At 64.2% G+C, this 26,749-nt stretch carries 22 protein-coding genes and 2 rRNA genes (1 of these 24 cut by a window edge); 9 read left to right on the forward strand and 15 right to left on the reverse strand.

What is annotated here, in order from left to right:
• Positions 1–179: 179 nt before the first annotated feature.
• The 3 genes from VZ068_RS19090 to tsaD all read right to left on the reverse strand — a co-directional run bounded on the left by VZ068_RS19090 (position 180) and on the right by tsaD (position 4,072).
• Positions 180–2,351, reverse strand: a complete 2,172-nt coding sequence (locus VZ068_RS19090) for a glycoside hydrolase family 3 N-terminal domain-containing protein (protein WP_259156903.1) — start codon at positions 2,349–2,351, stop codon at positions 180–182.
• 212 nt (positions 2,352–2,563) lie between these two features.
• On the reverse strand, positions 2,564–2,920 hold the full coding sequence (folB, locus tag VZ068_RS19095) for a dihydroneopterin aldolase (protein WP_259163662.1): 357 nt from the start codon (positions 2,918–2,920) through the stop codon (positions 2,564–2,566).
• 93 nt (positions 2,921–3,013) lie between these two features.
• Entirely contained in the window at positions 3,014–4,072 is a 1,059-nt protein-coding gene (gene tsaD / locus VZ068_RS19100) for a tRNA (adenosine(37)-N6)-threonylcarbamoyltransferase complex transferase subunit TsaD (RefSeq protein WP_349656184.1), read from the reverse strand.
• 278 nt (positions 4,073–4,350) lie between these two features.
• On the opposite strand from tsaD, the gene rpsU reads away from it, so the two are divergent.
• The 7 genes from rpsU to VZ068_RS19135 all read left to right on the forward strand — a co-directional run bounded on the left by rpsU (position 4,351) and on the right by VZ068_RS19135 (position 11,796).
• A complete protein-coding gene (gene rpsU / locus VZ068_RS19105) occupies positions 4,351–4,566 on the forward strand; it encodes a 30S ribosomal protein S21 (protein ID WP_002808376.1) in 216 nt (71 codons plus the stop codon).
• A 240-nt stretch (positions 4,567–4,806) separates the two neighbouring features.
• Positions 4,807–5,253, forward strand: coding sequence for a GatB/YqeY domain-containing protein (locus tag VZ068_RS19110; protein WP_126946494.1), 447 nt, complete (start codon positions 4,807–4,809; stop codon positions 5,251–5,253).
• A 311-nt stretch (positions 5,254–5,564) separates the two neighbouring features.
• A complete protein-coding gene (locus tag VZ068_RS19115) occupies positions 5,565–6,608 on the forward strand; it encodes a YihY/virulence factor BrkB family protein (protein ID WP_259163673.1) in 1,044 nt (347 codons plus the stop codon).
• 82 nt (positions 6,609–6,690) lie between these two features.
• The gene (gene dnaG / locus VZ068_RS19120) at positions 6,691–8,439 is read left to right on the forward strand and encodes a DNA primase (protein WP_349656185.1); all 1,749 of its coding nucleotides are present in this window, start codon (positions 6,691–6,693) and stop codon (positions 8,437–8,439) included.
• Positions 8,439–8,936, forward strand: a complete 498-nt coding sequence (locus tag VZ068_RS19125) for a sulfur transferase domain-containing protein (RefSeq protein ID WP_259163685.1) — start codon at positions 8,439–8,441, stop codon at positions 8,934–8,936. The genes dnaG and VZ068_RS19125 overlap by 1 nt, the downstream gene beginning before the upstream one ends.
• Positions 8,937–9,000: 64 nt before the next feature.
• Entirely contained in the window at positions 9,001–10,047 is a 1,047-nt protein-coding gene (locus VZ068_RS19130) for a bile acid:sodium symporter family protein (protein WP_259156934.1), read from the forward strand.
• Positions 10,048–10,215: 168 nt separating this feature from the next.
• Positions 10,216–11,796: a thioredoxin family protein gene (locus VZ068_RS19135; protein WP_349656186.1), complete on the forward strand. Its 1,581-nt coding sequence runs from the start codon at positions 10,216–10,218 to the stop codon at positions 11,794–11,796.
• 247 nt (positions 11,797–12,043) lie between these two features.
• Here the strand turns inward: VZ068_RS19135 and cyoE are convergent, their stop codons facing one another.
• The 4 genes from cyoE to VZ068_RS19155 are packed head-to-tail and all read right to left on the reverse strand — an operon-like array spanning position 12,044 to position 15,445.
• Positions 12,044–12,940, reverse strand: coding sequence for a heme o synthase (gene cyoE, locus VZ068_RS19140; protein ID WP_046964245.1), 897 nt, complete (start codon positions 12,938–12,940; stop codon positions 12,044–12,046).
• Between the two features lie 2 nt (positions 12,941–12,942).
• Positions 12,943–14,106, reverse strand: a complete 1,164-nt coding sequence (locus VZ068_RS19145) for a COX15/CtaA family protein (protein ID WP_259163687.1) — start codon at positions 14,104–14,106, stop codon at positions 12,943–12,945.
• A gap of 10 nt (positions 14,107–14,116) precedes the next feature.
• Entirely contained in the window at positions 14,117–14,692 is a 576-nt protein-coding gene (locus VZ068_RS19150; RefSeq protein WP_349656187.1) for a hypothetical protein, read from the reverse strand.
• Between the two features lie 27 nt (positions 14,693–14,719).
• Positions 14,720–15,445 carry an SURF1 family protein gene (locus VZ068_RS19155; RefSeq protein WP_259156940.1) on the reverse strand — a complete coding sequence of 242 codons (726 nt, stop codon included), beginning with the start codon at positions 15,443–15,445 and terminating at the stop codon, positions 14,720–14,722.
• 60 nt (positions 15,446–15,505) lie between these two features.
• Between VZ068_RS19155 and VZ068_RS19160 the strand changes: the two genes are divergently transcribed.
• Positions 15,506–15,724 carry a twin transmembrane helix small protein gene (locus VZ068_RS19160; RefSeq protein ID WP_005996896.1) on the forward strand — a complete coding sequence of 73 codons (219 nt, stop codon included), beginning with the start codon at positions 15,506–15,508 and terminating at the stop codon, positions 15,722–15,724.
• 98 nt (positions 15,725–15,822) lie between these two features.
• Here the strand turns inward: VZ068_RS19160 and VZ068_RS19165 are convergent, their stop codons facing one another.
• The 6 genes from VZ068_RS19165 to VZ068_RS19190 are packed head-to-tail and all read right to left on the reverse strand — an operon-like array spanning position 15,823 to position 20,569.
• Positions 15,823–16,698 (reverse strand): cytochrome c oxidase subunit 3, encoded by an 876-nt coding sequence (locus tag VZ068_RS19165; RefSeq protein ID WP_046964241.1) that lies wholly within the window; start codon positions 16,696–16,698, stop codon positions 15,823–15,825.
• A gap of 37 nt (positions 16,699–16,735) precedes the next feature.
• Positions 16,736–17,332 carry a cytochrome c oxidase assembly protein gene (locus VZ068_RS19170; RefSeq protein WP_349656188.1) on the reverse strand — a complete coding sequence of 199 codons (597 nt, stop codon included), beginning with the start codon at positions 17,330–17,332 and terminating at the stop codon, positions 16,736–16,738.
• Entirely contained in the window at positions 17,329–17,502 is a 174-nt protein-coding gene (locus VZ068_RS19175; protein WP_349656189.1) for a hypothetical protein, read from the reverse strand. The genes VZ068_RS19170 and VZ068_RS19175 overlap by 4 nt, the downstream gene beginning before the upstream one ends.
• Complete coding sequence (gene ctaD / locus VZ068_RS19180) at positions 17,483–19,087, reverse strand: cytochrome c oxidase subunit I (protein WP_349656190.1); 1,605 nt, start codon at positions 19,085–19,087, stop codon at positions 17,483–17,485. The genes VZ068_RS19175 and ctaD overlap by 20 nt, the downstream gene beginning before the upstream one ends.
• A 41-nt stretch (positions 19,088–19,128) precedes the next feature.
• Positions 19,129–20,076 carry a cytochrome c oxidase subunit II gene (coxB, locus tag VZ068_RS19185; RefSeq protein WP_259163717.1) on the reverse strand — a complete coding sequence of 316 codons (948 nt, stop codon included), beginning with the start codon at positions 20,074–20,076 and terminating at the stop codon, positions 19,129–19,131.
• Positions 20,077–20,092: 16 nt separating this feature from the next.
• Entirely contained in the window at positions 20,093–20,569 is a 477-nt protein-coding gene (locus tag VZ068_RS19190) for a DUF2244 domain-containing protein (RefSeq protein ID WP_170068618.1), read from the reverse strand.
• A 278-nt stretch (positions 20,570–20,847) separates the two neighbouring features.
• On the opposite strand from VZ068_RS19190, the gene putA reads away from it, so the two are divergent.
• Complete coding sequence (gene putA, locus VZ068_RS19195) at positions 20,848–24,048, forward strand: bifunctional proline dehydrogenase/L-glutamate gamma-semialdehyde dehydrogenase PutA (RefSeq protein WP_349656191.1); 3,201 nt, start codon at positions 20,848–20,850, stop codon at positions 24,046–24,048.
• 697 nt (positions 24,049–24,745) lie between these two features.
• On the opposite strand, the gene rrf is transcribed toward putA, so the two are convergent.
• Together rrf and VZ068_RS19205 are read right to left on the reverse strand one after the other, a co-directional pair.
• A 5S ribosomal RNA gene (gene rrf / locus VZ068_RS19200) occupies positions 24,746–24,860 on the reverse strand.
• A 127-nt stretch (positions 24,861–24,987) separates the two neighbouring features.
• Positions 24,988–26,749: ribosomal RNA gene (locus VZ068_RS19205) — 23S ribosomal RNA — on the reverse strand; it runs 1,119 nt beyond the window's last position.

The following is a 26,749-nucleotide window of genomic DNA, read 5'->3' on the forward strand; positions in this document are numbered from 1 at the left end:
GTCGGCACGCACCTGCGCTGCGGCAGCAGGCAAGGCCCGCTCACCCTGCCACCTCACGCGACAACGGCCCTGCCATCACAAGCGGCAGCCAGCGGCGTCTTGATCAGGTCTTGCACATGATCGCATCGCAGACGACGACCTATCGCCGCGATGGTGCTCCACCGTCTTGGCAAGCGCACTCAGACGCCAAGCAATTCGAACGTCGCCGCTTCGCCACTCTTGGCCGATGCACACACCCATAGGTCGAACAGACCAGGCTCGGCACCGAACACGCCCTTTGGATTGGTGAACGCCAGCGCCTCGCGCGTCAGCGTGAACACCACATCCATGTGCTGGCCAGGCTGCAACAAGACCTTGCGGAACCCCTTGAGTTCGCGCACCGGACGCACCCGGCTTGCCACGCGATCGTGCAGATACAACTGCACCACTTCTTCGCCGGCAACGGTTCCGGTATTGGTCACGCGCGTGGTGATGGTCAGCGTGTCATCCCAGCCAAGTTGCGCGGCGCTCAATTGCGGCTGCGCATATGCGAACGTGGTGTAGCTCAGACCGTGCCCGAACGGATACAGCGGCTCGTTGGGCATTTCGCGCCAACGCGCCTTGTATTCGGACAACGTCGGCAGCTCGGGACGGCCGGTGCGCAGATGATTGTAGAAGTACGGCTGCTGCCCGGTGACCTGCGGAAAGCTGATCGGCAGGCGCGCGGACGGGTTGTAGTCGCCGAACAGCACATCGGCCACACCGGTACCGGTCTGAGTCCCCAGATACCAGGTCACCGCAATCGCCTGCGCATCGCGCACAGCGCCATGCAGCGCCAGCGCGCGACCGTTACGCAGCAGCACCACGATGGGCGTGCCGGTGGCGGCAACCGCTTCGGCCAGCGCCTGCTGCGCAGGCGGCAAGGTAATCTCGGTGCGCGACTGCGCCTCGCCACTGAAACGCTGCGGCTCGCCGAGCGCCAGCACCACCACGTCGGCAGCCTGCGCGGCATCGATGGCCGCGGAAATACCGCCCGGCAGCGCCTCTTCCAGACCACAGCCCTGTACAACGCTCAAATAGTCGGAGCCGACCACGGCACGCACGCCCTGCTCCAGGGTCACGTAGCGCGCCTTGTCGCCGAACAACGTCCAGCACCCTTCGATGTTCTCGCGGTCCTGCACGAACGGGCCGATCAGCGCGATCCGCTGACCGCTCTTGCGCAGCGGCAGCACCGCGCCGTCGTTCTTCAGCAACACGATCGAACGCCGCGCCGCATCGCGCGACAATGCATCGTGTGCAGGCAGGTGAGCGTTATCGGCTTCGCGCGCCGGGTCCAGCGAGCGATACGGGTTGTCGAACAGGCCGATCGCCTCCTTCAGCTGCAGGATGCGACGCACGCTGGCATCCAGCGTGGCCATCGGCACCTCGCCGCTTTCCACCAGCGACGGCAGATGCGCGGCGTAAAAGCCGCTCTGCATGCTCAGATCCAGGCCAGCCAGGAACGCCTTCTTGGTCGCATCGCGCTCGTCGGCCGCGTAGCCGTGCGCGATCAACTCCATGTCGGCGGTGTAGTCGGAAATCACCACGCCGGGGAATTGCCATTCGCCGCGCAGGATCTGCGTCAGCAATTCGTGATTGGCACTGGCCGGCACGCCGTTGATGTCGTTGAACGAGGACATCACGCTCAATGCGCCGGCATCGAAGGCGGCCTTGAACGGCGGCAGGTGCACATCGCGCAATGTCTGCGGCGCGATGTCCACGGTGTTGTACTCCATGCCCGCCGCCACCGCGCCGTAGGCGGCGAAGTGCTTGGGGGTGGCCAGCAACGCGTCGTCGGCCTTCAGATCGCTGCCCTGGAAGCCACGCACGCGCGCGGCGGCAAACGCCGCGCCCAGCACCACGTCTTCGCCGGCGCCCTCGGCGCCACGGCCCCAGCGCTGGTCGCGGGCGATGTCCACGGCCGGTGCGTAGGTCCAGTGCAGGCCGGCGGCGGTGGCCTCGATCGCGGTGGCGCGCGCGGTGCGCTCGGCCAGCTCCGGCTCGAAGCTGGCCGCTTCGCCCAGCGGGATCGGGAACACCGTGCGCATGCCATGGATCACGTCGGCCGCCAGGATCACCGGGATGCCCAGGCGGCTCTCTTCCACCGCCACCTTCTGGATTTGCACACCCAACGCGGCGCCCACGCCGTTGAACAGCGAGCCGACCCGGCCTTCGCGCACCTGCTGCAGCACCTCGTCGGCATTGCGCACGTTGGCTTCGGGATTCACGTCCGGTGCGAACGGACGCACCATGTCGGCGAACACACCCAATTGGCCGACCTTCTCTTCGACGGTCATCCGAGCAATCAGGGTTTCGATGCGATCAGCAGCCATGAGATCCTTGAGAAAACGTTTACATGGCCGTCAATTCTAGCCTGACGCGACCGCGAGGGGGCAAGTGTCGGGAGACGGAATTCGAGATTCGGGGTTTGTAGAGTCCGGTTGAAACGCGCGTTGGTGGTGTGGATCTGTAGGTGGTTGTGGATCGCTGGGCCAGCGCCGGTCGGATCTCCGGGGCTGGCCATGGCCGCAGCGGACGGCGGCCTTCAGCCCGTCCGCTCACGCTCGATGATCACCCCCACCGCCTGCGCGCCGCGCACCGCGCCAGGCTTGCTCAGCTTCAACCGCAGCCAGTGCACGCCGAACTCGTCCAGCACGATCGCCGCGCAGCGCTCGGCCAGGGTTTCGACCAGCCCGAAGTCGGAGGCCTGCACGAACTCGATCAACCGCTTGCTCACCGCCTTGTAGTTCAAGGTATCGGCAATCTCGTCGCTGGCGGCCGGAATGCGGTTGTCGAAGCCCATCTCCAGATCGAACCGCAGCGTCTGGCGAATCCGCCGCTCCCAGTCGTAGATGCCGATCAGCGCATCGATTTCCAGGCCTTCGATAAAAACTTTGTCCATGGGGAATAGGCAGTCGGGAATAGGGAATGGTGAAGAGCACAAGCTAACTGCACGGCAGCGAGAACGGAATCGAAGTAGCGCTTTTACGATTCCCTATTCCCGACTCCCGATTCCCGATTCCCGCGCCGCCAATGGCGGCAAGCCAGCCATATCCCAGCGCGGCGTCACATGCACCTGCGCACCGGCGCGCTCGCCGGCTTCCAGCCGCAGCGCGCCGGCGAAGGCGATCATGGCGCCGTTATCGGTGCACAGGGCCGGTCGCGGGAAGCAGACCCGGCCGCCCCGACGCTGCGCGGCCTCGTGCAGCTGCGCGCGCAAGCGCTTGTTGGCGCCCACCCCCCCGGCCACGACCAGCGTGTTGCAGCCGGCCGCATCCAGCGCGCGCAGGCATTTGATCGCCAGCGTCTCCACCACCGCATCCTCGAAGCCGCGCGCGATGTCCGCCCGCGTGGTGTCGGACTGGTCGCTGGCGCGCCACGCCAGCAGCACCTGGGTCTTGAGCCCGCTGAAACTGAAATCCAGGCCCGGCCGGTCGGTCATCGGTCGCGAAAACTTGTAGCGTCCCGGCGTGCCTGTTTCGGCCAGCGCCGCCAGCTGCGGGCCGCCCGGATACGGCAGGCCCATCATCTTGGCGGTCTTATCGAAGGCCTCGCCGGCCGCATCGTCCAGGGTCTCACCGAGCACGACGTACTCGCCCAGGGCCTTCACCGACACCAATTGGGTGTGCCCGCCGGAGACCAGCAGCGCCACGAACGGCGGCTGCGGCGGGTCGTCTTCCATCAACGGCGCCAATAGATGGCCTTCCATGTGGTGCACCCCGATCGCCGGCACGTCCAGTGCCCAGGCCAGCGACCGCGCCACACCGGCACCGACAAGCAGCGCGCCGACCAGGCCCGGGCCGGCGGTATAGGCCACTCCGTCGAGTTCGTCGATACCCAAACCGGCCTCGCCCAGGGTCTGGCGGATCAGCGGCAACAGCTTGCGTACGTGGTCGCGGCTGGCCAGTTCCGGCACCACCCCGCCGTACTCGGCATGCAGCGCGATCTGGCTATAGACCGCATGGGCACGCAGCGCCGACACCCCGGACAAGGCGGTGTCGTAGACCGCTACGCCAGTCTCATCGCACGATGATTCGATCCCAAGGACTTTCACGGCAGCTCGGCAGAGAGAACAGGCGCCTATTTTCGCAGCTTTTGTACTGCGCAGATGCGCCGGCGGCGATATGCTGCGCGCCCGCATCCGCAGCGCCGGATCGGGCGCAAACGCACGCCCTGACGGGCTTGTCGAGGTAAATATCGGCAAGGGCTTGCAGGCCGCCTGCAAGTCGTTATAATGCGCGGCTCGCCGGGGCAACCCGGAAATTCCGTCACGCGAGTCCGCTCGCACCCGCCCGGGGCTCCCGGACGGAAATCCCATTATCTGGAGAACCCATGCCCAGCGTTAAAGTCCGCGAGAACGAGCCCTTCGAATTTGCGCTCCGCCGTTTCAAGCGCACCTGCGAAAAGGCCGGCGTGCTGGCCGAAACCCGCAAGCGCGAGTTCTATGAAAAGCCGACCCAGGAGCGTAAGCGCAAGGCTGCCGCTGCTGTGAAGCGTCAGTTGCGTCGTTCCTCGCGCGACGTCACCAAGCGCCAGCGCTTGTACTGATCGAACGCGGTTCTTGCCGGTGGGTCTGCGCTGTAGGCGCGGCCCATCGAAGAGAGCCCAAGAGCCGGCACGCGCAAGCGTCGCCGGCTTTTTGTATTGGTCCGCCGACCGGATCGAACGACCTGTTGGGCGATGCGACGCCGCCGGCTCCCGCCGCGCATCGCCATCCCGTCCATTCAGCCGATGCACGTTGCCACCGCAGCGCGCCGGCCTCCCCACTATGTAACCAGGAGTTACCGCATGCCCCTCAAGCAGCAGCTTACCGATGACATGAAGGCCGCCATGAAGTCCGGCGACAAGCACAGCCTGGGCGTGATCCGGCTGATCAACGCCGCGATCAAGCAGAAGGAAGTGGACGAGCGCATCGAGATGGACGATGCCGCGGTGATCGCCGTGCTCGACAAGATGGTCAAGCAGCGCAAGGACTCGGTCACCCAGTACGAGGCCGCCGCACGCGAGGACCTGGCGCAGATCGAGCGCGAGGAGATCGTGGTGATCGAGCGCTACCTGCCGGCCAAGATGGGCGAAGCCGAGATCGTCGCCGCCATCCAGGCTGCCATCGCGCAGACCGGCGCCAGCAGCCCGGCCGATATCGGCAAGCTGATGGGCGCGCTCAAGCCCAAGCTGGCCGGTCAGGCCGACATGGGCCTGGTCTCGACCCTGGTCAAGCAGCACCTGGCAGGCTGATCGGTCCGCCCTGCCCTGCACCAAACGCCAGGGCACTGCGGGCAGCGGGGGTGCATGACTGCAGTGCGTCGGTGAGTCGTCATCGGCGCCGCCTTCGTTGTAGATGCTGGGCGGTTCGTGTTGCCGGAGTGCGTGCTCATGCCTTAGTGCAAGGCCGCCGTACGCAAGACCTTCAAAGACGCTTGCACGCCGCTGTCTCGCACTGCCCAGGCGCGGTGTCCGCCGATTGACAGATGCACAGAGCGCCGCACGCACGCGCTTTCACCCCTCCTTCGATTTGGCCCTGCTAGAACGGGTACGCCAGCGCAGGCGTGGGCAAGGTCTTCCCGCATACCGACCTTGCTGCGACCCTCCTGCGCGCACAACGGTATGCGCCAAGGATGTTCCCGACGGTGACGACGCTTTCAACCGCCTATCTGCATAAGCACGTGAGCCGTCTGCAGCGCAGCGTGCCGATGGCGCTGCTGAACCGCTTTATCGAAATCGACGTCATGACGCAGGCTGCGTCGTTGTCGTTTTACGCACTCTTGTCGCTGGCACCGCTGCTGGTCCTGCTGTTATGGCTGACGGCCTCGCTGTATCCGCCTGCGCAGGACGCGTTGGTGCAGCAGGTTGCACAACTGGCGGGCGGCAGCGCTGCCGAAGTCGCCCAGACCATCATTCGCAACGCCACCGATCAGCCCGGCGTTGGCTCGCTGGCAGGTTTGTGGAGCACGCTGCTGCTGTTCATCGGCGCCACGGCGGTGTTTGCCCAGCTGCAGAACGCCTTGAACCTGATTTTTCGTACCGACAAGCAACGCCTGGACGGGTTGATGGCGTGGCTGAAAAAGCGCGTGTTCTCGTTCGGCGTGATCCTGGCGCTGGGCTTTTTGCTGATCGTGTCGATGATCGCCACCACCGCGTTGCAGGTGGTGTTTGCGCGCCTGCCGTCGGTGCTGCCGGCCGTGGGCTATGTCACCACGCTGGCCCTGTATTCGCTGGCGTTTGCATTCCTGTATCGCTATCTGCCCGACCGCACCGTGGATTGGCGCCAGGCGTTTCTGGGTGGCGTCATCACCGCGCTGTTGTTTGCGCTGGGCCGCTATGCCATTGGCGTGTACATCGCCACCGCCGCGCCCGGCAGCGCATACGGTTCGATGGGCACGTTGGTCATTCTGCTGGTATGGATGTATTACGCCTCGGTCGTGTTCTTCGTCGGTGCATTGATCACCGCGGTGATCGACGAACGGGTGCGCTCGCACCGCAAGTTGCGCGAGGCGGGCGTGGATCCGGAGCACCCGCCGGTGCTCGCGCCGGCAGCCGATGCGCCGGCCGCTTCGGCAGCCCCGCAGCCGACGTCCCCGCCACACAGCTGAGCGTGAGCCGATGCGGGCATCGGCAACCCAGGCGCGCCCTCTAAAGCAAGGCGGTCGCCGGCCGCTGCGATATCCTAGCGGGATGGCCCGCATCCCCGACGCATTCATCGACGAACTGCTCGCACGTACCGACATCGTCGAGGTGGTGGGCGGCCGCGTGCCGCTCAAGCGCCAGGGCAAGGAATATTCGGCACGTTGCCCGTTCCACGACGAGCGCTCGGCCTCGTTCACGGTCTCGCCGACCAAACAGTTCTATCACTGCTTCGGCTGCGGCGCGCATGGCACGGCGATCAGCTTCCTGATGAATTACGACCGCCTCGAGTTTCTCGATGCGGTCGACGAGCTGGCCAAGCGCGCCGGCATGGAGATCCCGCGCGATACCCAGCAGCGTACGCCGCAGCAACAGGACGACAGCCGCGAACTGTATTCGGCACTGGAAGCGGCCACCAAGTTCTTCCAGCGTCAGCTCGAAGGCAGCGCGCGTGCGGTCGAGTATCTGGATGGACGCGGCGTGGATGCGGAGAACCGTGCGCGTTTCCAGATCGGCTATGCGCCCGATGGCTACAGCGCATTGAAGGACACCCTGGGCACCGATGCCCGCCGCATGAGCGTGCTCGAACGCGCCGGGCTGTTTTCCAAGAACGATCGCGGCCACGTCTACGACAAGTTCCGCGACCGGGTGATGTTTCCGATCTTCGATCGCCGTGGCCGGGTGATCGCCTTCGGCGGTCGCATCATGGGTGCGCCGGCCGATGGCCGCGACCCGGGGCCGAAGTACCTCAATTCGCCGGAAACCGCGCTGTTCCATAAGGGCCGCGAGTTGTACGGCCTGTGGCAGGTGCGCCAGGCCAATCAGAAGATCGAGCGGCTGATCGTGGTCGAGGGCTACATGGACGTGGTCTCGCTGTTCCAGTTCGGCGTGACCCAGGCGGTGGCCACGCTGGGTACCGCAACCACGCCCGAGCATGCCGAACTGCTGTTCCGCAATGCGCCGGATGTGTACTTCTGCTTCGATGGCGACAACGCCGGGCGCAAGGCAGGCTGGCGCGCGCTCGAATCGGTGCTGCCGCGCATGAAGGATGGCCGCCAGGCGTTCTTCCTGTTCCTGCCCGATGGCGAGGATCCCGACACCATCGTGCGCAAGGAAGGCGCGCAGGCCTTCGATCAACGCCTGAAGCAGGCAACGCCGCTGTCGCAGTTCTTTTTCGACGAGATGTCGCGCGAGATCAACCTGCACACACTGGACGGCAAGGCGCGCCTGGCCGAGCGTGCCAAGCCGATGCTGGCGCAGATTCCCGAGGGCGCGTTCGGCGATCTGATGAAGCAGGAGCTGGCGCGCATGACCGGCGTGGGCGCGAGCACGTCCGCGCCACAGTTCTCGCCAAAGGCACGGCCGCCCGCGCGCATGGGTGCACCCACGCAGAAACGCAGCCTGGTGCGCGCATCGATCGCCATCCTGTTGCAACAACCCTCGCTGGCGATGAGCCTGGAAGGCGACCACGATTTTTCCGGCCTGCGCCTGCCCGGTATCGAGTTGTTGATGGAGCTGCTGGCGCTGGTGAGGCAACGGCCGGAAATCAGCACCGGCGCGCTGCTGGAGCACTTCGCCGAGCGCGAGGAACTGGTCGCGCTGCAGAAGCTGGCCGCGCAGGAGCTTCCCGGCGACGAGCATAGCTGGGCGATCGAGCTGCACGACGTCGTCGCCCAACTCGACAAGCAATTGCTGCGTCAGCGCGTGGAAGAACTGCAGGCCAAACAGCGCGCACAGGGCCTGGACAACACCGACAAATACGAAATGCGCGAGTTGCTCAAGGCGCTCGCAGCGTTGTGATGCACCACCGCCTGCGCCATGCGGCTTGGTGCGCCGCGCTACTCAGCGGCGCTGCGCTGGCGCAGGCAAGGCCCACAGGCACGGCCCGCGATCTGCTCAGTTCCGGCCAGCCCACGCCGGCGCACCTGCGCGATGCCGCGGCCCAGGGCGTCACCACCGTGATCGATCTGCGTGCCCCGGACGAGCCACGCGGCTACGACGAGAGCGCAGCCACCCACGCACTGGGCCTGCGCTATGTCCGCCTGCCGATCCGCAATGCCGATGCACTCACGCCGGAGACCGTCCGCACGTTGCAGCGGGTGCTCGATCAACAGCAGCGCGGCGCGGTATTACTGCACTGCGCCACCGGCAATCGTGCGGGCGCGCTGCTGGCCCTGCTCGCCGCACGCGAGGGGGCCAGCAGCGAACAGGCCTTGCAGGTCGGACGCGATGCCGGCATGCAGCCGTCGCTGGAAGCGGCGGTGCGCAAGCAACTAGGTGTCCAACCGCAGCGCTGAGAGGCTGTGCAAGCCGGGCAGCCACGACGACACAGGCTTAGGCAGCGCCCGCACGCGTCGTAGAATGGTCCGCTCCAGGCGCACAATCGCGCGATACCGTCGGATCTCGATGAAGAAGCTGCTGGCGCGGTTGCGCATTGACCCCTTCACCCTCGCGCTGCTGTGCACGGTCACGCTCGCCTCGTTGTTGCCGGTTTCCGGCGCTGCCGCCGCTATCATGGACGATGTCACCGATGTGGCGATCGCCGCGCTGTTCTTCCTGCACGGCGCACGGCTGTCGCGCGAAGCGGTCAAGGCCGGCGCGCTGCATTGGCGCCTGCATCTGGTGATCCTGGCCTGCACGTTCGTGCTGTTTCCGCTGCTGGGCCTGTTGTTCAAGCCGCTGGCGCATATCGCACTGACGCCGGAGCTCTACATCGGCGTACTGTTCCTGTGCGCGTTGCCGTCCACGGTGCAGTCGTCGATCGCCTTTACCTCGATGGCGCGCGGCAACGTGCCGGCCGCAGTGTGCGCGGCCTCGCTTTCCAGCCTGCTGGGCGTGTTTTTCACCCCGTTGCTGATGGGCGCCATGGTCGGCAGCCAGGGCGCAATGGCGCACCCGGCCGAGGCCATCGGCAAGATCCTGCTGCAGCTGCTGGTGCCATTTCTGGCGGGGCATTTCATGCGTCCGTGGATCGGCGGTTGGGTGGAGCGCCATCGCGCGGTGCTGCGCTATACCGACCAGGGCACCATCCTGCTGGTGGTCTACACCGCCTTCAGCGCGTCGGTGAACGAAGGGCTGTGGCAGAAGACGCCACTGCCGGCATTGCTCGCAGTGCTGGGCGCTGCGGCGCTGTTGCTGGCAGTGGCCATGCTGTCGATCACCTTCATTGCGCGCCGGCTTGGCTTCAACCGCGCCGACGAGATCGCCATCGTGTTTTGCGGCTCGAAGAAGAGCCTGGCCACCGGCGTGCCGATGGCCAAGGTGATGTTTGCCGGTGGCGGCCTGGGCGCGATCGTGTTGCCGATCATGCTGTATCACCAGTTGCAGCTGATCGTGTGCGCGTTCGTGGCCGCGCGCTATGCGCGCAATGCACCAGACCAGCCGCAAGGCGCGTCCGGGTCGCATTGACGGTGCGCCGTCGGCGCTCAGACGCTGCGCATCGCGTGACAGCAGTTCGCATCGCCGGGAGGTCCGGGTTGTAAGCAGATATACAACGGTTATCACGCATGTCCGCATGCGCGCGCCAGCGCTCGCTAGAGTGCTCGATCGACCTCCTGCCGCCCCACGGTGACTGTCATGACGCTGTCGTTTCGATGCCCCTCCCCGTCCTTGATCGCGCTGCTGGCGACGCTGGCGACGCTGACTGCCTGCAACAAGCCCGCCCCGCCCGCGGCTCCCGCGCAGACCAAGGCTGCATCCACGCCAGCACCCGCTGCCAGCATCGCCTGGCGCGAGGGCGACGTGGAAGACGCCTTCGCCGAAGCCAAGGAAAGCGGCAAGCCGATCCTGCTGTACTGGGGCGCGGCCTGGTGCCCGCCCTGCAATCGCCTGAAGGCCACCCTGTTCAAGGACCCAGCCTTCATCGCGCGTACCCAGCAATTTGTCGCCGTGCACCTGGATGGCGATTCCGAAGGCGCGCAGGCCTGGGGCGAGCGCTTCGGGGTCAAGGGCTATCCCACCATCATCGTGCTGCGCCCGGATCACAGCGAAGTCACCCGGCTGGCCGGCGATGCCGATAACGCGCGTCTGGTCGACGTGCTACGGGCCGCCGCCAAGAGCACCAGTACCGCCCAGCAATTACTCGACAAGGCGCTGCACACGCCACAACAGCTCAGCGCGGACGACTGGGCCGTGCTCGGCAACTATGCCTGGGGCACCGACGACCGGCTGGTCAAGCCCGCCGACGCCGCCAATGTACTGACCCGGCTCTCCAAATCGGCGCCGCAGCCGGCGCTGCAACGCAGCTTCGCCCTGGCCGCCATTAGCGCCGCAAAGGATCCGCCAGCTGCCAATCCGGCCAATCGCACCTTGCTGGAAGCGGTGCTGGCCGACCCGGCCGAAGTGCGCGCCAATCTCGGTACCCTGAGCTATGTGCCCGCACGCCTGATCACGGCCGCCAGCAACGAGGCTGGCGTCCGCGCTACGCTCTCCAACGCACTGAATCAGGCCTTGGACAAGGTCTACGCCGACACCTCACTGCCGATCTCCGACCGGCTCGGCACTGCCTATGCGCGCATCCAGCTGGCACGGCTGGCGCAAGGCCAGCCCACCGAGACGCAAGCCAAAGGCCCGCAGCCGCCGCTTCCAACCGAGGTGGCCGATCTCGTGCGCCAGCGCGTGCAATGGGCCAGCGACGCGGCCAAGACCGATGAGGAGCGCCAGTCCACCATCAGCACCGCCGCGGCGTTGCTGGGAGAAGCCGGCGATGCCAGCGGTGCCGAGCAACTGCTGCTGGCGGAGCTGTCGCGCAGCAAGACGCCGTACTACTACATGCCCGAGCTGGCGGATCTGGCCGAACAGCGGGGCGACAAGAAGACTGCACTGTCCTGGCTCAGGAAGGCTTACGAAAGCGCGCAAGGCCCTGCCACCCGGGTGCAGTGGGGCGTGATGTACGTGGATGGGCTGATCCGGCTCAGCCCGGACGACACCGCCGGCATCGAGAGCGCCGCCACGCAGGTGATCGGCGAGCTGGCCGGCCAACCGGATGGCTACAGGCAACGCACCCGGCAGCGCTTCGCCACGCTCGGCACCGCACTGAAGACCTGGAGCAAGCAGCATCGCCGGGAAGGCAGCGCAGTGCTGACGCGCCTTCAACAGAAAATGCAGTCCAGCTGCGATAGCAAAAACACCACCGAGTGCGCCAGCTGGCTGAGCTGAGGTGTGCCGGCTCAGCGTGGCTGTTGCCGGCAACGTGTGATGGATCAATGCACTGGACGAACCCGAAATCGCGGCGTCTGCCGACGCTGACACCGCGATTGGCTTGGACGCAGCGCAGTTGGCCCGTCTGTTCAACGCCCTTAGCCATGCTCCGCATGCCTGCAGACGCATCGCACGGGATGCGCGGGCTTGCGCAAGCGCGCTGGACGGCTGATCTACAGCGCTGCCGCGCGCGCCACTGCGGCCACTAGCGCACCCAGGGCAACAGCAGGTGATCGACCATCAAGAAGGCGAACAACGCCATCAGATACACGATGGAATAGCCGAACATCTTCATCGAAAACAGTTCGTCCGGCGGGTCCAGCATGCGCCACGCATACCAGAGGAACACCGCGTTGAGCACCACCGCGCCGCCCAGATAGAACACCCCGCTCATGCCCACCGCCACCGGCAGCAAGGTCACGATGGCCAGCACGATCGTGTAGATGAAGATCTGCTTGCGCGTATGCGGCACACCGTGGGTCACCGGCAACATCGGGATCGCCGCCTTGGCGTAGTCGGCGCGCCGGAAGATCGCCAGCGCCCAGAAATGCGGCGGCGTCCAGATGAAGATGATCAGCACCAGGATGGAGGCATTGATCCAGTCGGCCGTGGTCGGCAACCCGGTCACCGCCGCCCAGCCCAGCATCGGCGGCGTAGCGCCGGCCAGCCCGCCGATCACGATGTTCTGCGAGGTCGCCCGTTTCAGGTAGACGGTGTAGATCACCGCATAGCCGATCATCGAGGCGAAGGTCAGCACCGCGGTGATGACATTCACCCAGACCACCAGCATGGTCATGGAGATCGCAATCAATACGCTGGCAAACACCATCACCTGCCACGGCCGCACCTTGCCCACCACCAACGGACGCCAGGAGGTACGCGCCATCTGCGCGTCGATCTTGGCATCGAGCAACTGATTGATCGCCGCCGCCGCCGAGGCGGCCAGCCAGATCCCCACAAAACCCAAGGTGCCCGCGCGCACCTGTGCCCAGGTGGGGACGCCGGGAATGGCCAGGAACATGCCCACCAGCGCAGTGAACACGATCAGTGCCACCACCTTTGGTTTGGTCAGATCCCAATAATCGCGTGCGCTGACAGCCATGCTCACTCCGGCGCGCGCAGCCGCGCCAATAACGACACCAGCACGAACAGCAAGGCCACCGCGCCGCCGTTGTGCAGCACCGACACCTCCAGCGGCAAGGCCAGCTTGACGTTGAGCATGCCCAGCGTCACCTGCACTGCCACCAGCACCGCCAACGCGGTCGCCCACACCCGCATGCCCGGCGAACGCGACAGACGCCACGCCAGCCACCACAGGTACAGCGCGGTCGCGATCGCCCACAAGCGATGCGCCATCTGGATCGCGATACGCGCTGCGCCATCGAGCACGCCGCCTTCGTAATCCACCCCGATCCCGCGCCACAGCGTGAAGCCTTCGCGGAAGTCATGCGGCGGCCACCACTGGCTGACGCAACGCGGGAAGTTGTCGGCAGACCAGCTGCCGCCGCCGCAGGCCAGCGCCGCGTAATTGGCACTGACCCAGCCGCCCAGCGCAATCTGCAGGCCCAGCACTGCCACACCCAGGCGCAGCAGCCACTTCAGCCGCGAGGCGTCGGCCAGCGTGATCGGCAAATGGGTCGCCCGCCATGCCATCCACACCAGCAAAGAGAACATCAGCATGCCGCCGAGCAGATGGCCCATCACCACGATGGGCTTGAGCAGCAGCGTCACCGTCCACATCCCCAGCAGCGCCTGGAAGATCACTACCGCCAGGGTCAGCACCGCGGCACGCGCCAGATCGATATTGCTCCAGCGCAGCGCCGCCAGCAGCAGGATCGCCTCGCCGGCGATCGCTACAGCCATTGCCGGCATGTGCCAGCCCGACATGTACAAGGGGATCGAGAGCGCCACCAGCGCCGCTGCCGACACCACCTGCGCAATGCCCATGCGGCGGCGACGCGCGGCCAGCAGCGACAGCACCAGCACTTCCACGCCCAGCGCGCCGGCCAGGAAGCGGTGCACCTGCTCGCGCCAGGCCTTGTGCGATTCCAGCGGGCGGATCTTGCTGGCCACGTGCGTGTTGGCTTCGTCGGTGGTCTGCGGCCAGGTGACGCGGCCATAGCAGGTCGGCCAGTCCGGACAGCTCATGCCGGCGTCGGACAGGCGTACGAACGACCCGAACAGGATCGTGCTCGCAGTGAACAGCGCCGCAAGCCAGGCCATGCGGTGGAAGTGGCGGAACAATGCCGGTGGCGCAAACAGATTCATCGAGACGGGCTCACATCAATTTCAGCAGCTTGACCAGATCCGCACGCAAGCCGGCCGGGTCGAACCCCGGGGCATAGCGCAGGATCACGAAGCCGTTGGGGTCGATCACATACACCGGCACGCCAGCGGCATCGTTGCCACCCGGCAGTGCGCCCCGCAGCGAGGCATCGTCGCGCAGCACGCGCAAGGCCGGCATCGGCGGCAGACCGGCGGGCGGCGTTCCGATCCACAGCACCTCCACCTTGTCGGCGCGATGCCCAAGCAGTTGCCAGACCTTGTCCAGTTCTGCGGCCAAGGCCACGCAGCGCTGCGCGCAGTCTGCCGGCGGCGCCAGCGCGATCCGCCAGATGCGTTCGCCAGGCGCCCACGCGTACGGCTTGCCGTCCGCGCGTACCGGCACCAGTGCACGCAGGTCGGCGGGCGGATTGAGCAGTTGTCCGTTGTTGCGCATCGACGCCGGCTGCCAACCGGAGAAGCGCAGCACGCCGGCCAGCAACATCGAGCCGAAGAACAGCACTGCCAGGGCAATCAGCATCCTGCGGCCGCGTTTGACCGAGTGCGGCGTGGCCGATGTAGGAGAGGTCATGCCGGCGATTTTCTCATGCCGCGCGGGTCAGTGCCCGCGGCGCCGACGGCGCCGCGCACGCCACGTCAGCAGCGTCGCAGTGGCCAGCACCGCCGCCGCGAGGCCGAACCATTGCACCGCGTAACCCAAGTGCCGCGCGGGCGGCAGCGTGTTCGGCAGCATCTCCAGATCTCGCGCATAACCGACCGGCACGGCTGGATCCAGCCGCAATACCTGCGACGAAATGTCGCGCCTTCCCAGCATGCTGCGCACCGCCTGCGCATCCAGCCGCGTCGCCAACCAGGCGTTGGACGTGGCGGTGGGCGCCAGCGCCGGCCCGATCGCCAGGCCGGACGACGGCGGCGCGCTCAGCAGCCCCTGCACCTCGCGCGCACCTTGGAGTGCAGCGATGTTCGGCAGTTGCCGATTTGCCGGCAACGGCAGCCAGCCCAGGTCGACCAACAAGGTGCGCGATGTGCCCTGCGCGGCGGCAAGCTGATAGACACGCACGCCGGCACGCCCGGCATGCAATTGATTGTCCAGCAGCACCTGCTGCGGCAAGAACTGCACACCTCCGCTCACCCAGGCCAGCGGCTGCCGCGCGGCCATTGCCTGCGCCAGCGTCAACGGCGTCTCACGTACATGCGCTGCGCGTTCCAACAACGCCTGTTTGCTGTGCATGCGCTGCAGTTGCCATTGCCCAAGCGCAGCAAACCCCGTGCTCACCAGCACTGCCAGCGCCCACCCCAAGACCGCCGTGTGCTTGCGCGTCATGACAAGCGGCGCAAAAAAGCGTGCAATGCCCGGACCACGTCGACGACCACCGGGGCTGCTGTGAACGATTCGCTCAAGACGCTGCTGATTGTCGCCTTCCTGATCGTGATCCTGTGGAACCTGGGTGCCGGTCTCTACTACCTGCTGACCGACCGCGGCCAGACCAAACGCACCGTCAATGCATTGACCTGGCGCATTGGATTGTCAGTTGCATTGATCGCCATCGTGATCATCGGCATCTACACCGGCTGGATCAAGCCACATGGCATCGGCCGCTGACGCGGCCGACGGGATTGGGAATCGGGCATTAGGGATTCGTAAGAGCAAAAGCGGATTGCTCTTGCAAATCACCAATCCCGAATCCCGAATCACTGCCCTTAAAGCACATACACGAACAGGAACAGCGCCAGCCACACCACGTCGACGAAGTGCCAGTACCACGCGGCCGCTTCGAATGCGAAGTGATTGTCGCGAGTGAAGTGGCCCTTGGCCGCACGCAGCCACATCACCGCCAGCATGATCGTGCCCAGTAGCACATGCATGCCATGGAAGCCGGTGAGCATGAAGAACGTGGAGCCGTAGATGCCCGAGCCCAGGGTGAGATTGAGTTCGGTATAGGCGTGGATGTATTCCTCGGCCTGCAGGAACAAAAACACGCAACCCAGCAGCACGGTCAGCCCCAGCCACAGCAGCAGCGCACCGCGACGACCGCCCTTCAGCGCGTGATGGGCGATGGTCAGCGTCACGCCGGAGCTGAGCAGGATCAGCGTATTGATCAGCGGCAATCCCCAGGCCGGAATGGTCTGGAATTGGCCGCCGATCGTGCCTGGACCATTGGTCGGCCAGGCAGCGGAATAGCCGTTCCACAGCAGCTCGTTGGTCATTACACCATCGCCTTCGCCGCCCAGCCAGGGCAGCGTCAGCACGCGCGTATAGAACAACGCACCGAAGAAGGCACCGAAAAACATCACCTCGGAAAAAATGAACCACACCATCCCCATGCGGAACGAGCCGTCCACCTGACGGTTGTAGTTGCCTGCATTGGACTCGCGAATAACGTCGCCAAACCACATGAACAAGGTTGCCAGCAACATCGCCATGCCGGCAAAGAATGTCCAGCGCCCCCATGCCGCGTCGTTGAGCCAACTGGCCACGCCAATCATCATCACGAACATCGCAATCGACCCGACGAAGGGCCATTTGCTCTGCGTCGGGACGAAATACGCATCGGCGTTGGGACTGTGATCGGCCATGGCGTTGCTTCCGTGTGGTGGTGCGGGTGGATGAAGGTTACGGTGCCGCGCGCGGCGTGCCGGACACGGCACCGCCCTGCAGTTCCGAGGTCAGCGCGTCATTGCGATAGAACGTGTACGACAACGTGATTGTGGTGACTTCCGCCGGCAGCGCAGGGTCCACGATGAAACGCAGCGGCATGTCGCGCTTCTCCCCGGCCTGCAGCGTCTGCGCGGTGAAGCAGAAGCATTCGGTCTTGTTGAAATAGCCGGACGCTCGCGCCGGCGCAACCGATGGCACCGCGCTCCCCACCACTGCGCGCTTGCTGTCGTTGCGCGCAAAATACAGCGCCTCGTTGAGCTCGCCCGGAACCACGTCCATCGTCATCTGCTCGGGATGAAAGGTCCACGGCAGTTTCGAATTGACCCCGGCATCGAACTCCACGCGCACGGTGCGTTTGCCACCGCCCACCGCATTGGACCCACCTTCGCGGGCGCTTCCCGGTGCGCGCTCCATGCGAATACCGAAGACTTTTTCGCATGCGATGCGATACAGCGGCACCAGCGAAAACGTCAGCACAAAGACGCCCAGCACCACGCCCAGCAGCTTGAACAAGCCAGCGGTCGGCGCATGCGTGGGCGCGCGCGCAGTCATCGGCCGATGACGCCCGAGGCAATGAAGCCGGCATAGATCAGCAGCGCAATGATGCCCATCGTGATTGCGGTGCGGCGTACCGCACGCTGCTGTTGCGCCTGCCGCTCGGCAGCGGAGAGTAGACGCGTCACCACCGGCTCCGACGCCGACTCAGTGGCCGATGTCTTCATGCGCAAGATCTCCAGGCTTGATGACCGGCGGCACGGTGAAGGTGTGCGCAGGCGCGGGCGAAGGCACTGTCCACTCCAGCCCCTTTGCACCTTCCCAGGCACGCGCATCGGCACGGGCGCCGCTACGCAGCGACGCCAACAGAATGGCGGCCATCAGGAAGGGCGTGGCAAACATGCCGAACGCACCGATCGAGCTGACCAGGTTCCAGTCGGCAAACACCACGTTGTAGTCGGGGATGCGCCGCGGCATGCCGGCCAGCCCGAGGAAGTGCTGCGGGAAGAACAACAGGTTGACGAAGATCATCGTCCACCAGAAATGGAACTTGGCCCAGGCTTCGTTGTACATGCGCCCGGTCCACTTGGGCCACCAGTAATACACCGCGGCAATCAGGGCAAACACCGCACCGGTGACCAGCACGTAATGGAAATGCGCCACCACGAAATAGGTATCGTGATACTGGAAGTCGGCCGGCACGATCGCCAGCATCAGGCCGGAAAAACCACCAATGCTGAAAAGGATCACGAACGCCACCGCCCACAGCATCGGCGACTCGAACGTCAGCGAGCCCTTCCACATCGTGCTGACCCAGTTGAACACCTTCACCCCGGTCGGGATGGAGATCAGCATCGTGGCGAACATGAAGTAGATTTCGCCACCGAGCGGCATGCCCACGGTGAACATGTGGTGCGCCCACACGATGAAGCTCAAGAACGCGATCGCCGCGATCGCATAGACCATCGCCTGATAGCCGAACAGCGGCTTGCGGCTGAAGGTGGGAATGATTTCGCTGACCACGCCGAACGCCGGCAGGATCATGATGTAGACCTCCGGGTGCCCGAAGAACCAGAAGATGTGCTGGTACATTACCGGATCGCCGCCGCCGGCCGCGTTGAAGAAGCTGGTGCCGAAGAACTTGTCGGTCAGCAGCATGGTGACCGCACCGGCCAGCACCGGCATCACCGCGATCAGCAGGAAGGCAGTGATCAGCCACGCCCAGCAGAAGATCGGCATCTTGAGCAGATCGATGCCGGGCGCGCGCATGTTGAGCACGGTGGCGATGATATTGATCGCGCCCATGATCGAACTGACGCCGGCCACGTGGATCGCAAACACGCTGAAGGCCACGTTGTAGCCGCCCTGCAGCGACAGTGGCGGGTACAGCGTCCAGCCGCCGGCAGGCGCACCGCCGGGCAAAAACAACGTCAGCAACAACAAGGTGAAGGCAACCGGCAGCAACCAGAACGACCAGTTGTTCATGCGCGGCAACGCCATGTCCGGTGCGCCGATCTGCAGCGGAATCATCCAGTTGGCCAGGCCGACGAAGGCCGGCATCACCCCACCGAAGATCATCACCAGCGCATGCACGGTGGTCATCTGGTTGAAGAATTCGGGTTTGACGAACTGCAGCCCGGGCTGCATGAGTTCAGCGCGGATCACCACGCTCATCGCCGCGCCGATGATGAACATCACGAAGGAGAACAGCAGATACAGCGTGCCGATGTCCTTGTGATTGGTCGAAAAGAACCAGCGCTCGACGAAGCCGGGCTGGTGGTGTCCGTGGTGATCGACTGGGGTATGCGCCATGACGGAACGACCTCTGCGAAGCGGTACGGTTGCGAGCGGTGTTAGAGAGCGGCGGTCGGTGCGGCAGGTTGTGCTGCCGCAGGCGCAGCCTCACCTGTGGGTGCTGTCGCTGGTGCAGCCGGCGTCGGAGTTGCTGCCGGCGATGCAGCGGGCGCGGTACCGGCAGCGCTGCGACGCGACGCCAGCCAACGCTGGAATTCGGCCTTGGGCAGCGCCTCCACCACGATCGGCATGAAGCCATGATCCTTGCCGCACAACTCGGCGCACTGCCCGCGATACACGCCCGGCTGCTCGATGTTGGTCCACGCCTCGTTGACGATGCCCGGGATGGCGTCCTGCTTCCAGCCCAGTGCAGGCACCCACCACGCATGGATCACGTCGTCGGCGGTGATCACGAAACGGATCTTGGTATCGACCGGCAAGACCAGGCGATTATCGACGTCGAGCAGATAATGCGGCTGCGACGCCACGGTGGGACGTTCGCCGCTTTGCCGGATGCGGTCCGATTCGCGCGCCAGACGGCTGGTGAACTCCACCCCCTGGCCCAGATATTCGTACTTCCACATCCACTGGTAGCCGGTGACCTTGACGGTCATTTCCGACTCGCGGGTGTCGTACATCGCAATCAGCTTGGCCGTCGCCGGCCATGCCATCGCAATCAGCACCAATACCGGAATCACTGTCCACAGCACCTCGGCGCGCGTGTTGTGGCTGAACTGTGCAGCCACCGCGCCCTTGGACTTGCGAAACTTGAAGATCGCATAGCCCATTGCCCCGAACACCAGCGCACCGATCACCACGCAGACCCACAGCGCCACCATGTGCGCCTCATAGGCCATGCGCGCGGTCTGGGTGACGCCGCGGCCCATATTGAGCTGCCATTCCTTGGGATCGGCCGATTGCGCCCACGCGAGCGGTGTGCCGACCAGCGCTGCCAGCGCCAGACTCAACCTTGTGTACGTCGACTTCCAGCTGCTGCGTTGCGTCATTGCCTAGACCCTTACGTCATCGGTGACGGCCATTGGCGGCCGCGAGCAAGCGTTTCAGCGTATCTGCCAGTTCCACACGTTCGGCCGGCCCGAGAAAACTTCCGATCTCGATCTGCCTGCCGCTGCTCACCAACAGCACCCTGTCGTCGCGTTCCATGCATAGCCGCACCCAGTGCGGATGTGCCTGAAACGCTGGTGGCGCATGGCCGGACGGAAACACCTCAACGGCGGTCTCCCCTACCCGGATCGCTTCTTCGCGCTCGCCACTTCGCCATAACTGCCGCAGCGCCAACGCCACCACACCACTATGCAACAGGGCGAATACCGGCGCGAATGCATTGCCGGTCCACCACCCCAGGCCCGCAAACAACCACATCGTTCCTGCCAGAACTGCAAACAGCAGCACGAATTGCCTTGCCGACAGCGCCCGCGGAGGCCGCAACCGCAATTGCGTCCCAACCCCTTCGGACATCAGCGGCAGCACTTCGATCATTGGCAACACGCAGCGCACTGCGGGAACAGCCCGATGGTAGACCCGCTCGAACGCATGCGGCAAGCGTTTCCGCCGATCGACGATTTGCTGCAGTGCAGCTAAAAATGCGTGGAAATCAATTACTTCACCGAAGTGGCCGACCGCGCGCGCCCTCGAACCCGCACGCCAGCACACGCGTGGGCGACCTGCACAAAACGGCGGGAAAGCTGCCGCTTCCACACAAGTGTGCCGGTGCCAGGTCTCTCTAGAATGCGCAAAGATTCCCAGGCACTTCTCGTATGAACGCTCAGCTCGACCCACTTGCCTCTACCGCCCCAGCGCCGCCGCTGCTCGCGCCCGAATTGCCGGTCGCGCCCGGTGCATTGCGCGCGGCCATCACCGCTGCCTGGCTCAAGGACGAAGCCGAACACGTGCACGAACTGCTCGACCAGGCACGCTTGCCAGCCGCAGAACAGGCCAAGGTGCAGGCACTGGCCGCCGATCTGGTCACCCGCGTGCGTGCCCGCGCGCAGGATCAGGGCGCGATCGAAGCCTTCATGCGCCAGTACGATCTGGGCAGCGAGGAAGGCGTGCTGCTGATGTGCGTGGCCGAAGCCTTGCTGCGCATTCCCGATCAGGACACCGCAGACAAGCTGATCCGCGACAAGCTCGGCGATGCGGACTGGAAAAAGCACATGGGCGGCAGCGACTCGGTGCTGGTCAATGCATCGACCTGGGGCCTGATGCTCACTGGCAGGTTGGTACAACTCAACGACCTCACCCGTGCGGATGTGCCCGGTGCCTTCAAGCGCCTGATCGGCCGCGTTGGCGAGCCGGTGATTCGCCTGGCCGTGCGGCAGGCGATGAAGATCATGGGCCACCAGTTCGTCATGGGCCGTACCATCGGCGAGGCGCTGTCGCGTTCGCGCAAGGGCGACAACGCCGACTACCGCTATTCGTTCGACATGCTCGGCGAAGGCGCATTGACCATGAAGGACGCGCAGCGCTATCTGCAGGCATATCGCGACGCCATCCACGCGATCGGCCGCAGCGGCAGCTTCGTCGGCACCGATGTGTTCGCCGCACCCAGCATTTCCATCAAGCTCTCCGCGTTGTATCCGCGCTACGAACACGCCAAGCGCGCACGCGTAATGGCCGAACTTGTGCCGGGCGTGCTGGAGCTGGCGCAGCTGGCCAAGTCCTACGGCATTGGCTACACCGTCGATGCCGAAGAAGCCGATCGTCTGGAACTGTCGCTGGATATCATCGAGGCCACCTTCTCCGATCCGTCGCTCGATGGCTGGGAAGGGTACGGGCTGGCAGTGCAGGCTTATCAGAAGCGCACGCCTTACACGATCGATTTCCTGGCCGACCTGGCGCGGCGCGTCGGGCGTCGCATCCCGGTGCGCCTGGTCAAGGGCGCGTACTGGGATGCGGAAATCAAACGCGCACAGATCGAAGGTCATCCCGGCTATCCGGTGTTTACGCGCAAGCAGAACACCGATGTGTCCTACCTGGCCTGCGCACGGCGCATGTTTGCGCACAGCGACGCGCTGTATCCGATGTTCGCCACTCACAACGCGCAGACCATCGCCGCGGTACGCGCGATCTCTGCCGGCAAGACCTACGAGCACCAGAAATTGCACGGCATGGGCGATGACCTGTATGCCGAGGTGATTCCCGCCGATCGTCTGGGCTTGCCATGCCGCGTGTATGCACCGGTGGGTTCGCACGAAGATCTGCTGCCCTACCTGGTGCGTCGCCTGCTCGAAAACGGCGCCAACTCCAGCTTCGTCAATCGCATCACCGATGAGGACGTCGCCATCGAAGACCTGATTCGCGATCCGGTCGAGGCGGTGTCGTCGTTCGCTTCCATCCCGCATCCCAAGATCCCGCTGCCGACCGACCTGTTGCGCAGCCAGAACCAGAACAGGAAAAACTCCATGGGCGCCAATCTCGCCAACGACAACGATCTGCGGCAGCTGGCCGAGCAACTCAATGCCGCCGTCAAACCATGGAAGGCGGCGCCGCTGGTACCGGGTGCGGTGATCGGCACGCCGAGCCAAGCAGTGCTGAACCCGGCCGATCGCCGCGAGACCGTTGGCCATTGGCAAGCGGCCGATCCGGCGACGGTGCAGAAGGCGCTCGCCTCGGCGGCTGCAGCCCAACCGGGCTGGAACCGCACTCCGGCGGCGAGCCGCGCCACCATCCTGGAGCATGCCGCCGACCTGCTCGAAGCGCGCATGCCCGAGTTCATGGCCATCTGCGTCAAGGAGGCCGGCAAGACCCTGCCCGACGCCGTGGCCGAAGTGCGCGAGGCGGTCGACTTCCTGCGCTACTACGCCGGCCAGGCACGCGCCCAGTTCGGCGCGCCCGAGCGCCTGCCCGGCCCGACCGGCGAATCCAACGAGCTGCAGCTGCATGGCCGTGGTGTGTTCGTGTGCATCAGTCCCTGGAATTTCCCGTTGGCGATTTTCCTCGGCCAGGTCGCCGCCGCGCTCGCTGCCGGCAACAGCGTGATCGCCAAGCCCGCCGAGCAGACCAATCTGATCGGCTACGCAGCGGTGAAGCTGCTGCACGAGGCGGGCGTACCGGAGGCTGCCGTGCAATTCCTGCCCGGCGATGGCGCTACCGTGGGCGCTGCACTGACCAACGATCCGCGCGTGGCGGGTGTGGCGTTCACCGGCTCCACCGAAACCGCACGCATCATCAACCGCACCCTGGCCGCGCGCGACGCCGCTATCGGCGTGCTGATCGCCGAGACCGGTGGCCAGAACGCCTTCATCGCCGACTCCTCATCGCTGCCCGAAGCCGTGGTGAAGGATGCAATTTCCAGTGCCTTCATCTCCGCCGGACAGCGCTGCTCGGCGGCACGCGTGTTGTTCGTCCAGGACGACATCGCCGACAAGGTTATGACCATGCTCGCCGGTGCAATGGGCGAGCTGAAGGTTGGCGATCCTGGCCTGCTCTCGATTGACGTTGGCCCAGTAATCGATGCAGATGCGCTCAAGATCCTCGACGATCATGCAGCGCGCATGGATCGCGAAGCGCGTTTGATCGGAACCACCCAGCTGGAAGAGGGCGCCGCGCAGGGCAGCTTCTTCGCCCCGCGCGCTTATGAACTGACCTCGCTGAGCCAGCTGCAACGGGAGGTCTTCGGCCCCGTGCTGCATGTCATTCGCTGGAAAGCCGACCAACTCGACGCCGTCATCGACCAGATCAACGCTACTGGCTACGGCCTGACGCTGGGCGTGCATTCGCGCATCGACGAGACCATCGATCGCATCACCGCGCGCGTTGCGGTTGGCAACGTCTATGTCAACCGTAACCAGATCGGCGCGGTCGTCGGCGTACAACCCTTCGGCGGCCAGGGCCTGTCAGGCACCGGCCCGAAAGCCGGCGGTCCGCACTACCTGCTGCGCTTCGCCACCGAGAAGGTCGTCACCGTCAACACGACCGCCGCAGGCGGAAATGCCTCCCTCCTGACACTGGGCGACTGACCCTCGCTTTGATGCAGACGTCATAGTGCGGTCAATTGGACCAACAAAACCCCGCTCACGCGGGGTTTTTGTTGGCTTGTGCCCTGCTAATGCCTCGTGCGAAGGCGATAAGTGATGTGGCCAAGCACGTGCGTATCGAACGCAGTCTCGGTGAGCAGCATGGCGAAGAATAGGCCAGGCACCGGGTTCACTTCGATCTTGACGAGTCGTAGGAACTGATAGCCGCAGGGCCCCCTGATGGTCGCAGGGGGGGGCACCTGCATTGGAGTGCAACCAAGGTCCATCTTCCGACACTAGCCGGCGACCCGAACTCCTCGTGCCGATCTATAAGCAGGACGCCAGCACCATCACAGGTACTTCTACTACACAAGCCAATCGATAAACAGATGTCTTGCAATCATCAGTGCAAGGAGGATGCCCATGCAGCACCAAAGAAGTCGGCCCCCCCAGCGAAGCGGGTGTCTTGGTATCGGTGCCATGCTCCGCGTGCGCCTTGACGGCCCGGGTTCTGCGGTGACATTCAGACGTTTCGGCTTTGCTATCGCGTCCTGCTTCAGCAAGCGCGAGGCGCGCGTCCTGACATGGTCCCTGGCTCATCCGGTGGCAAGCATCCGGCGCTGCGTTGTCGGCGGTTGCGTAGCGAATTTTGGGCAAAAGAAACCCTCAGTCCAGTTGGACTGAGGGTTTCGGGTAAAGCCCCTGGCGATGACCTACTCTCGCATGGCTTGAGCCACACTACCATCGGCGCAGCTGCGTTTCACTTCCGAGTTCGGGATGGGATCGGGTGGTTCCACAGCGCTAATTTCACCAGGGAGACGGTTGGAGCGTCGCCATCCAAGAAACGGATTAAGGCGCCCAGTCTCGCATAGTTAACTTGTGACGTAGCTTGCGTTTGGTGATCTACCAACGTTCGTTGGGACCAAGGCAACTTGAGGTTATATGGTCAAGCCGCACGGATCATTAGTATCAGTTAGCTCAATACATTGCTGTACTTACACACCTGACCTATCAACCACATAGTCTATATGGTTCCTTTAGGGGGCTTGTGCCCCGGGAAGTCTCATCTTGAGGCGCGCTTCCCGCTTAGATGCTTTCAGCGGTTATCGCTTCCGAACATAGCTACCCGGCAATGCCACTGGCGTGACAACCGGAACACCAGAGGTTCGTCCACTCCGGTCCTCTCGTACTAGGAGCAGCCCCTCTCAAACTTCCAACGCCCATGGCAGATAGGGACCGAACTGTCTCACGACGTTCTGAACCCAGCTCGCGTACCACTTTAAATGGCGAACAGCCATACCCTTGGGACCGACTACAGCCCCAGGATGTGATGAGCCGACATCGAGGTGCCAAACACCGCCGTCGATATGAACTCTTGGGCGGTATCAGCCTGTTATCCCCGGAGTACCTTTTATCCGTTGAGCGATGGCCCTTCCATACAGAACCACCGGATCACTAAGACCTACTTTCGTACCTGCTTGATCCGTCGATCTTGCAGTCAAGCACGCTTATGCCTTTGCACACAGTGCGCGATGTCCGACCGCGCTGAGCGTACCTTCGTGCTCCTCCGTTACTCTTTAGGAGGAGACCGCCCCAGTCAAACTACCCACCATACACGGTCCCTGATCCGGATAACGGATCTAGGTTAGAACGTCAAGCACGACAGGGTGGTATTTCAAGGATGGCTCCACTGCAGCTAGCGCCACAGTTTCATAGCCTCCCACCTATCCTACACAGACGAACTCAACGTTCAGTGTAAAGCTATAGTAAAGGTTCACGGGGTCTTTCCGTCTTGCCACGGGAACGCTGCATCTTCACAGCGATTTCAATTTCACTGAGTCTCGGGTGGAGACAGCGCCGCTGTCGTTACGCCATTCGTGCAGGTCGGAACTTACCCGACAAGGAATTTCGCTACCTTAGGACCGTTATAGTTACGGCCGCCGTTTACTGGGGCTTCGATCAAGAGCTTCGCCTTGCGGCTGACCCCATCAATTAACCTTCCAGCACCGGGCAGGCGTCACACCCTATACGTCCACTTTCGTGTTTGCAGAGTGCTGTGTTTTTGATAAACAGTCGCAGCGGCCTGGTTTCTGCGACCCTCTTCAGCTATAGCTCGCATGAGCCACCAAAAAGGGTGCACCTTCTCCCGAAGTTACGGTGCCATGTTGCCTAGTTCCTTCACCCGAGTTCTCTCAAGCGCCTGAGAATTCTCATCCTACCCACCTGTGTCGGTTTACGGTACGGTCTTCGTGAGCTGAAGCTTAGGAGCTTTTCCTGGAAGCGTGGTATCAGTGACTTCGCCATAAAGGCTCGTCTCGGTGCTCGGTCTTAAAGGATCCCGGATTTGCCAAAGATCCAAACCTACCGCCTTTCCCCGGGACAACCAACGCCCGGTACACCTAACCTTCTCCGTCCCTCCATCGCACTCACGCGAGGTGCAGGAATATTAACCTGCTTCCCATCGACTACGGCTTTCGCCCTCGCCTTAGGGACCGACTAACCCTGCGTCGATTAACGTTGCGCAAGGAAACCTTGGGCTTTCGGCGTGCGGGCTTTTCACCCGCATTATCGTTACTCATGTCAGCATTCGCACTTCCGATACCTCCAGCAGACTTCTCAATCCACCTTCGCAGGCTTACGGAACGCTCCTCTACCGCGCATAAAACAAGTTTTATGCACCCCAAGCTTCGGTTCACTGCTTAGC

This window comes from Xanthomonas sp. 10-10, from assembly GCF_040182365.1.
GTDB lineage: Bacteria > Pseudomonadota > Gammaproteobacteria > Xanthomonadales > Xanthomonadaceae > Xanthomonas > Xanthomonas arboricola_F.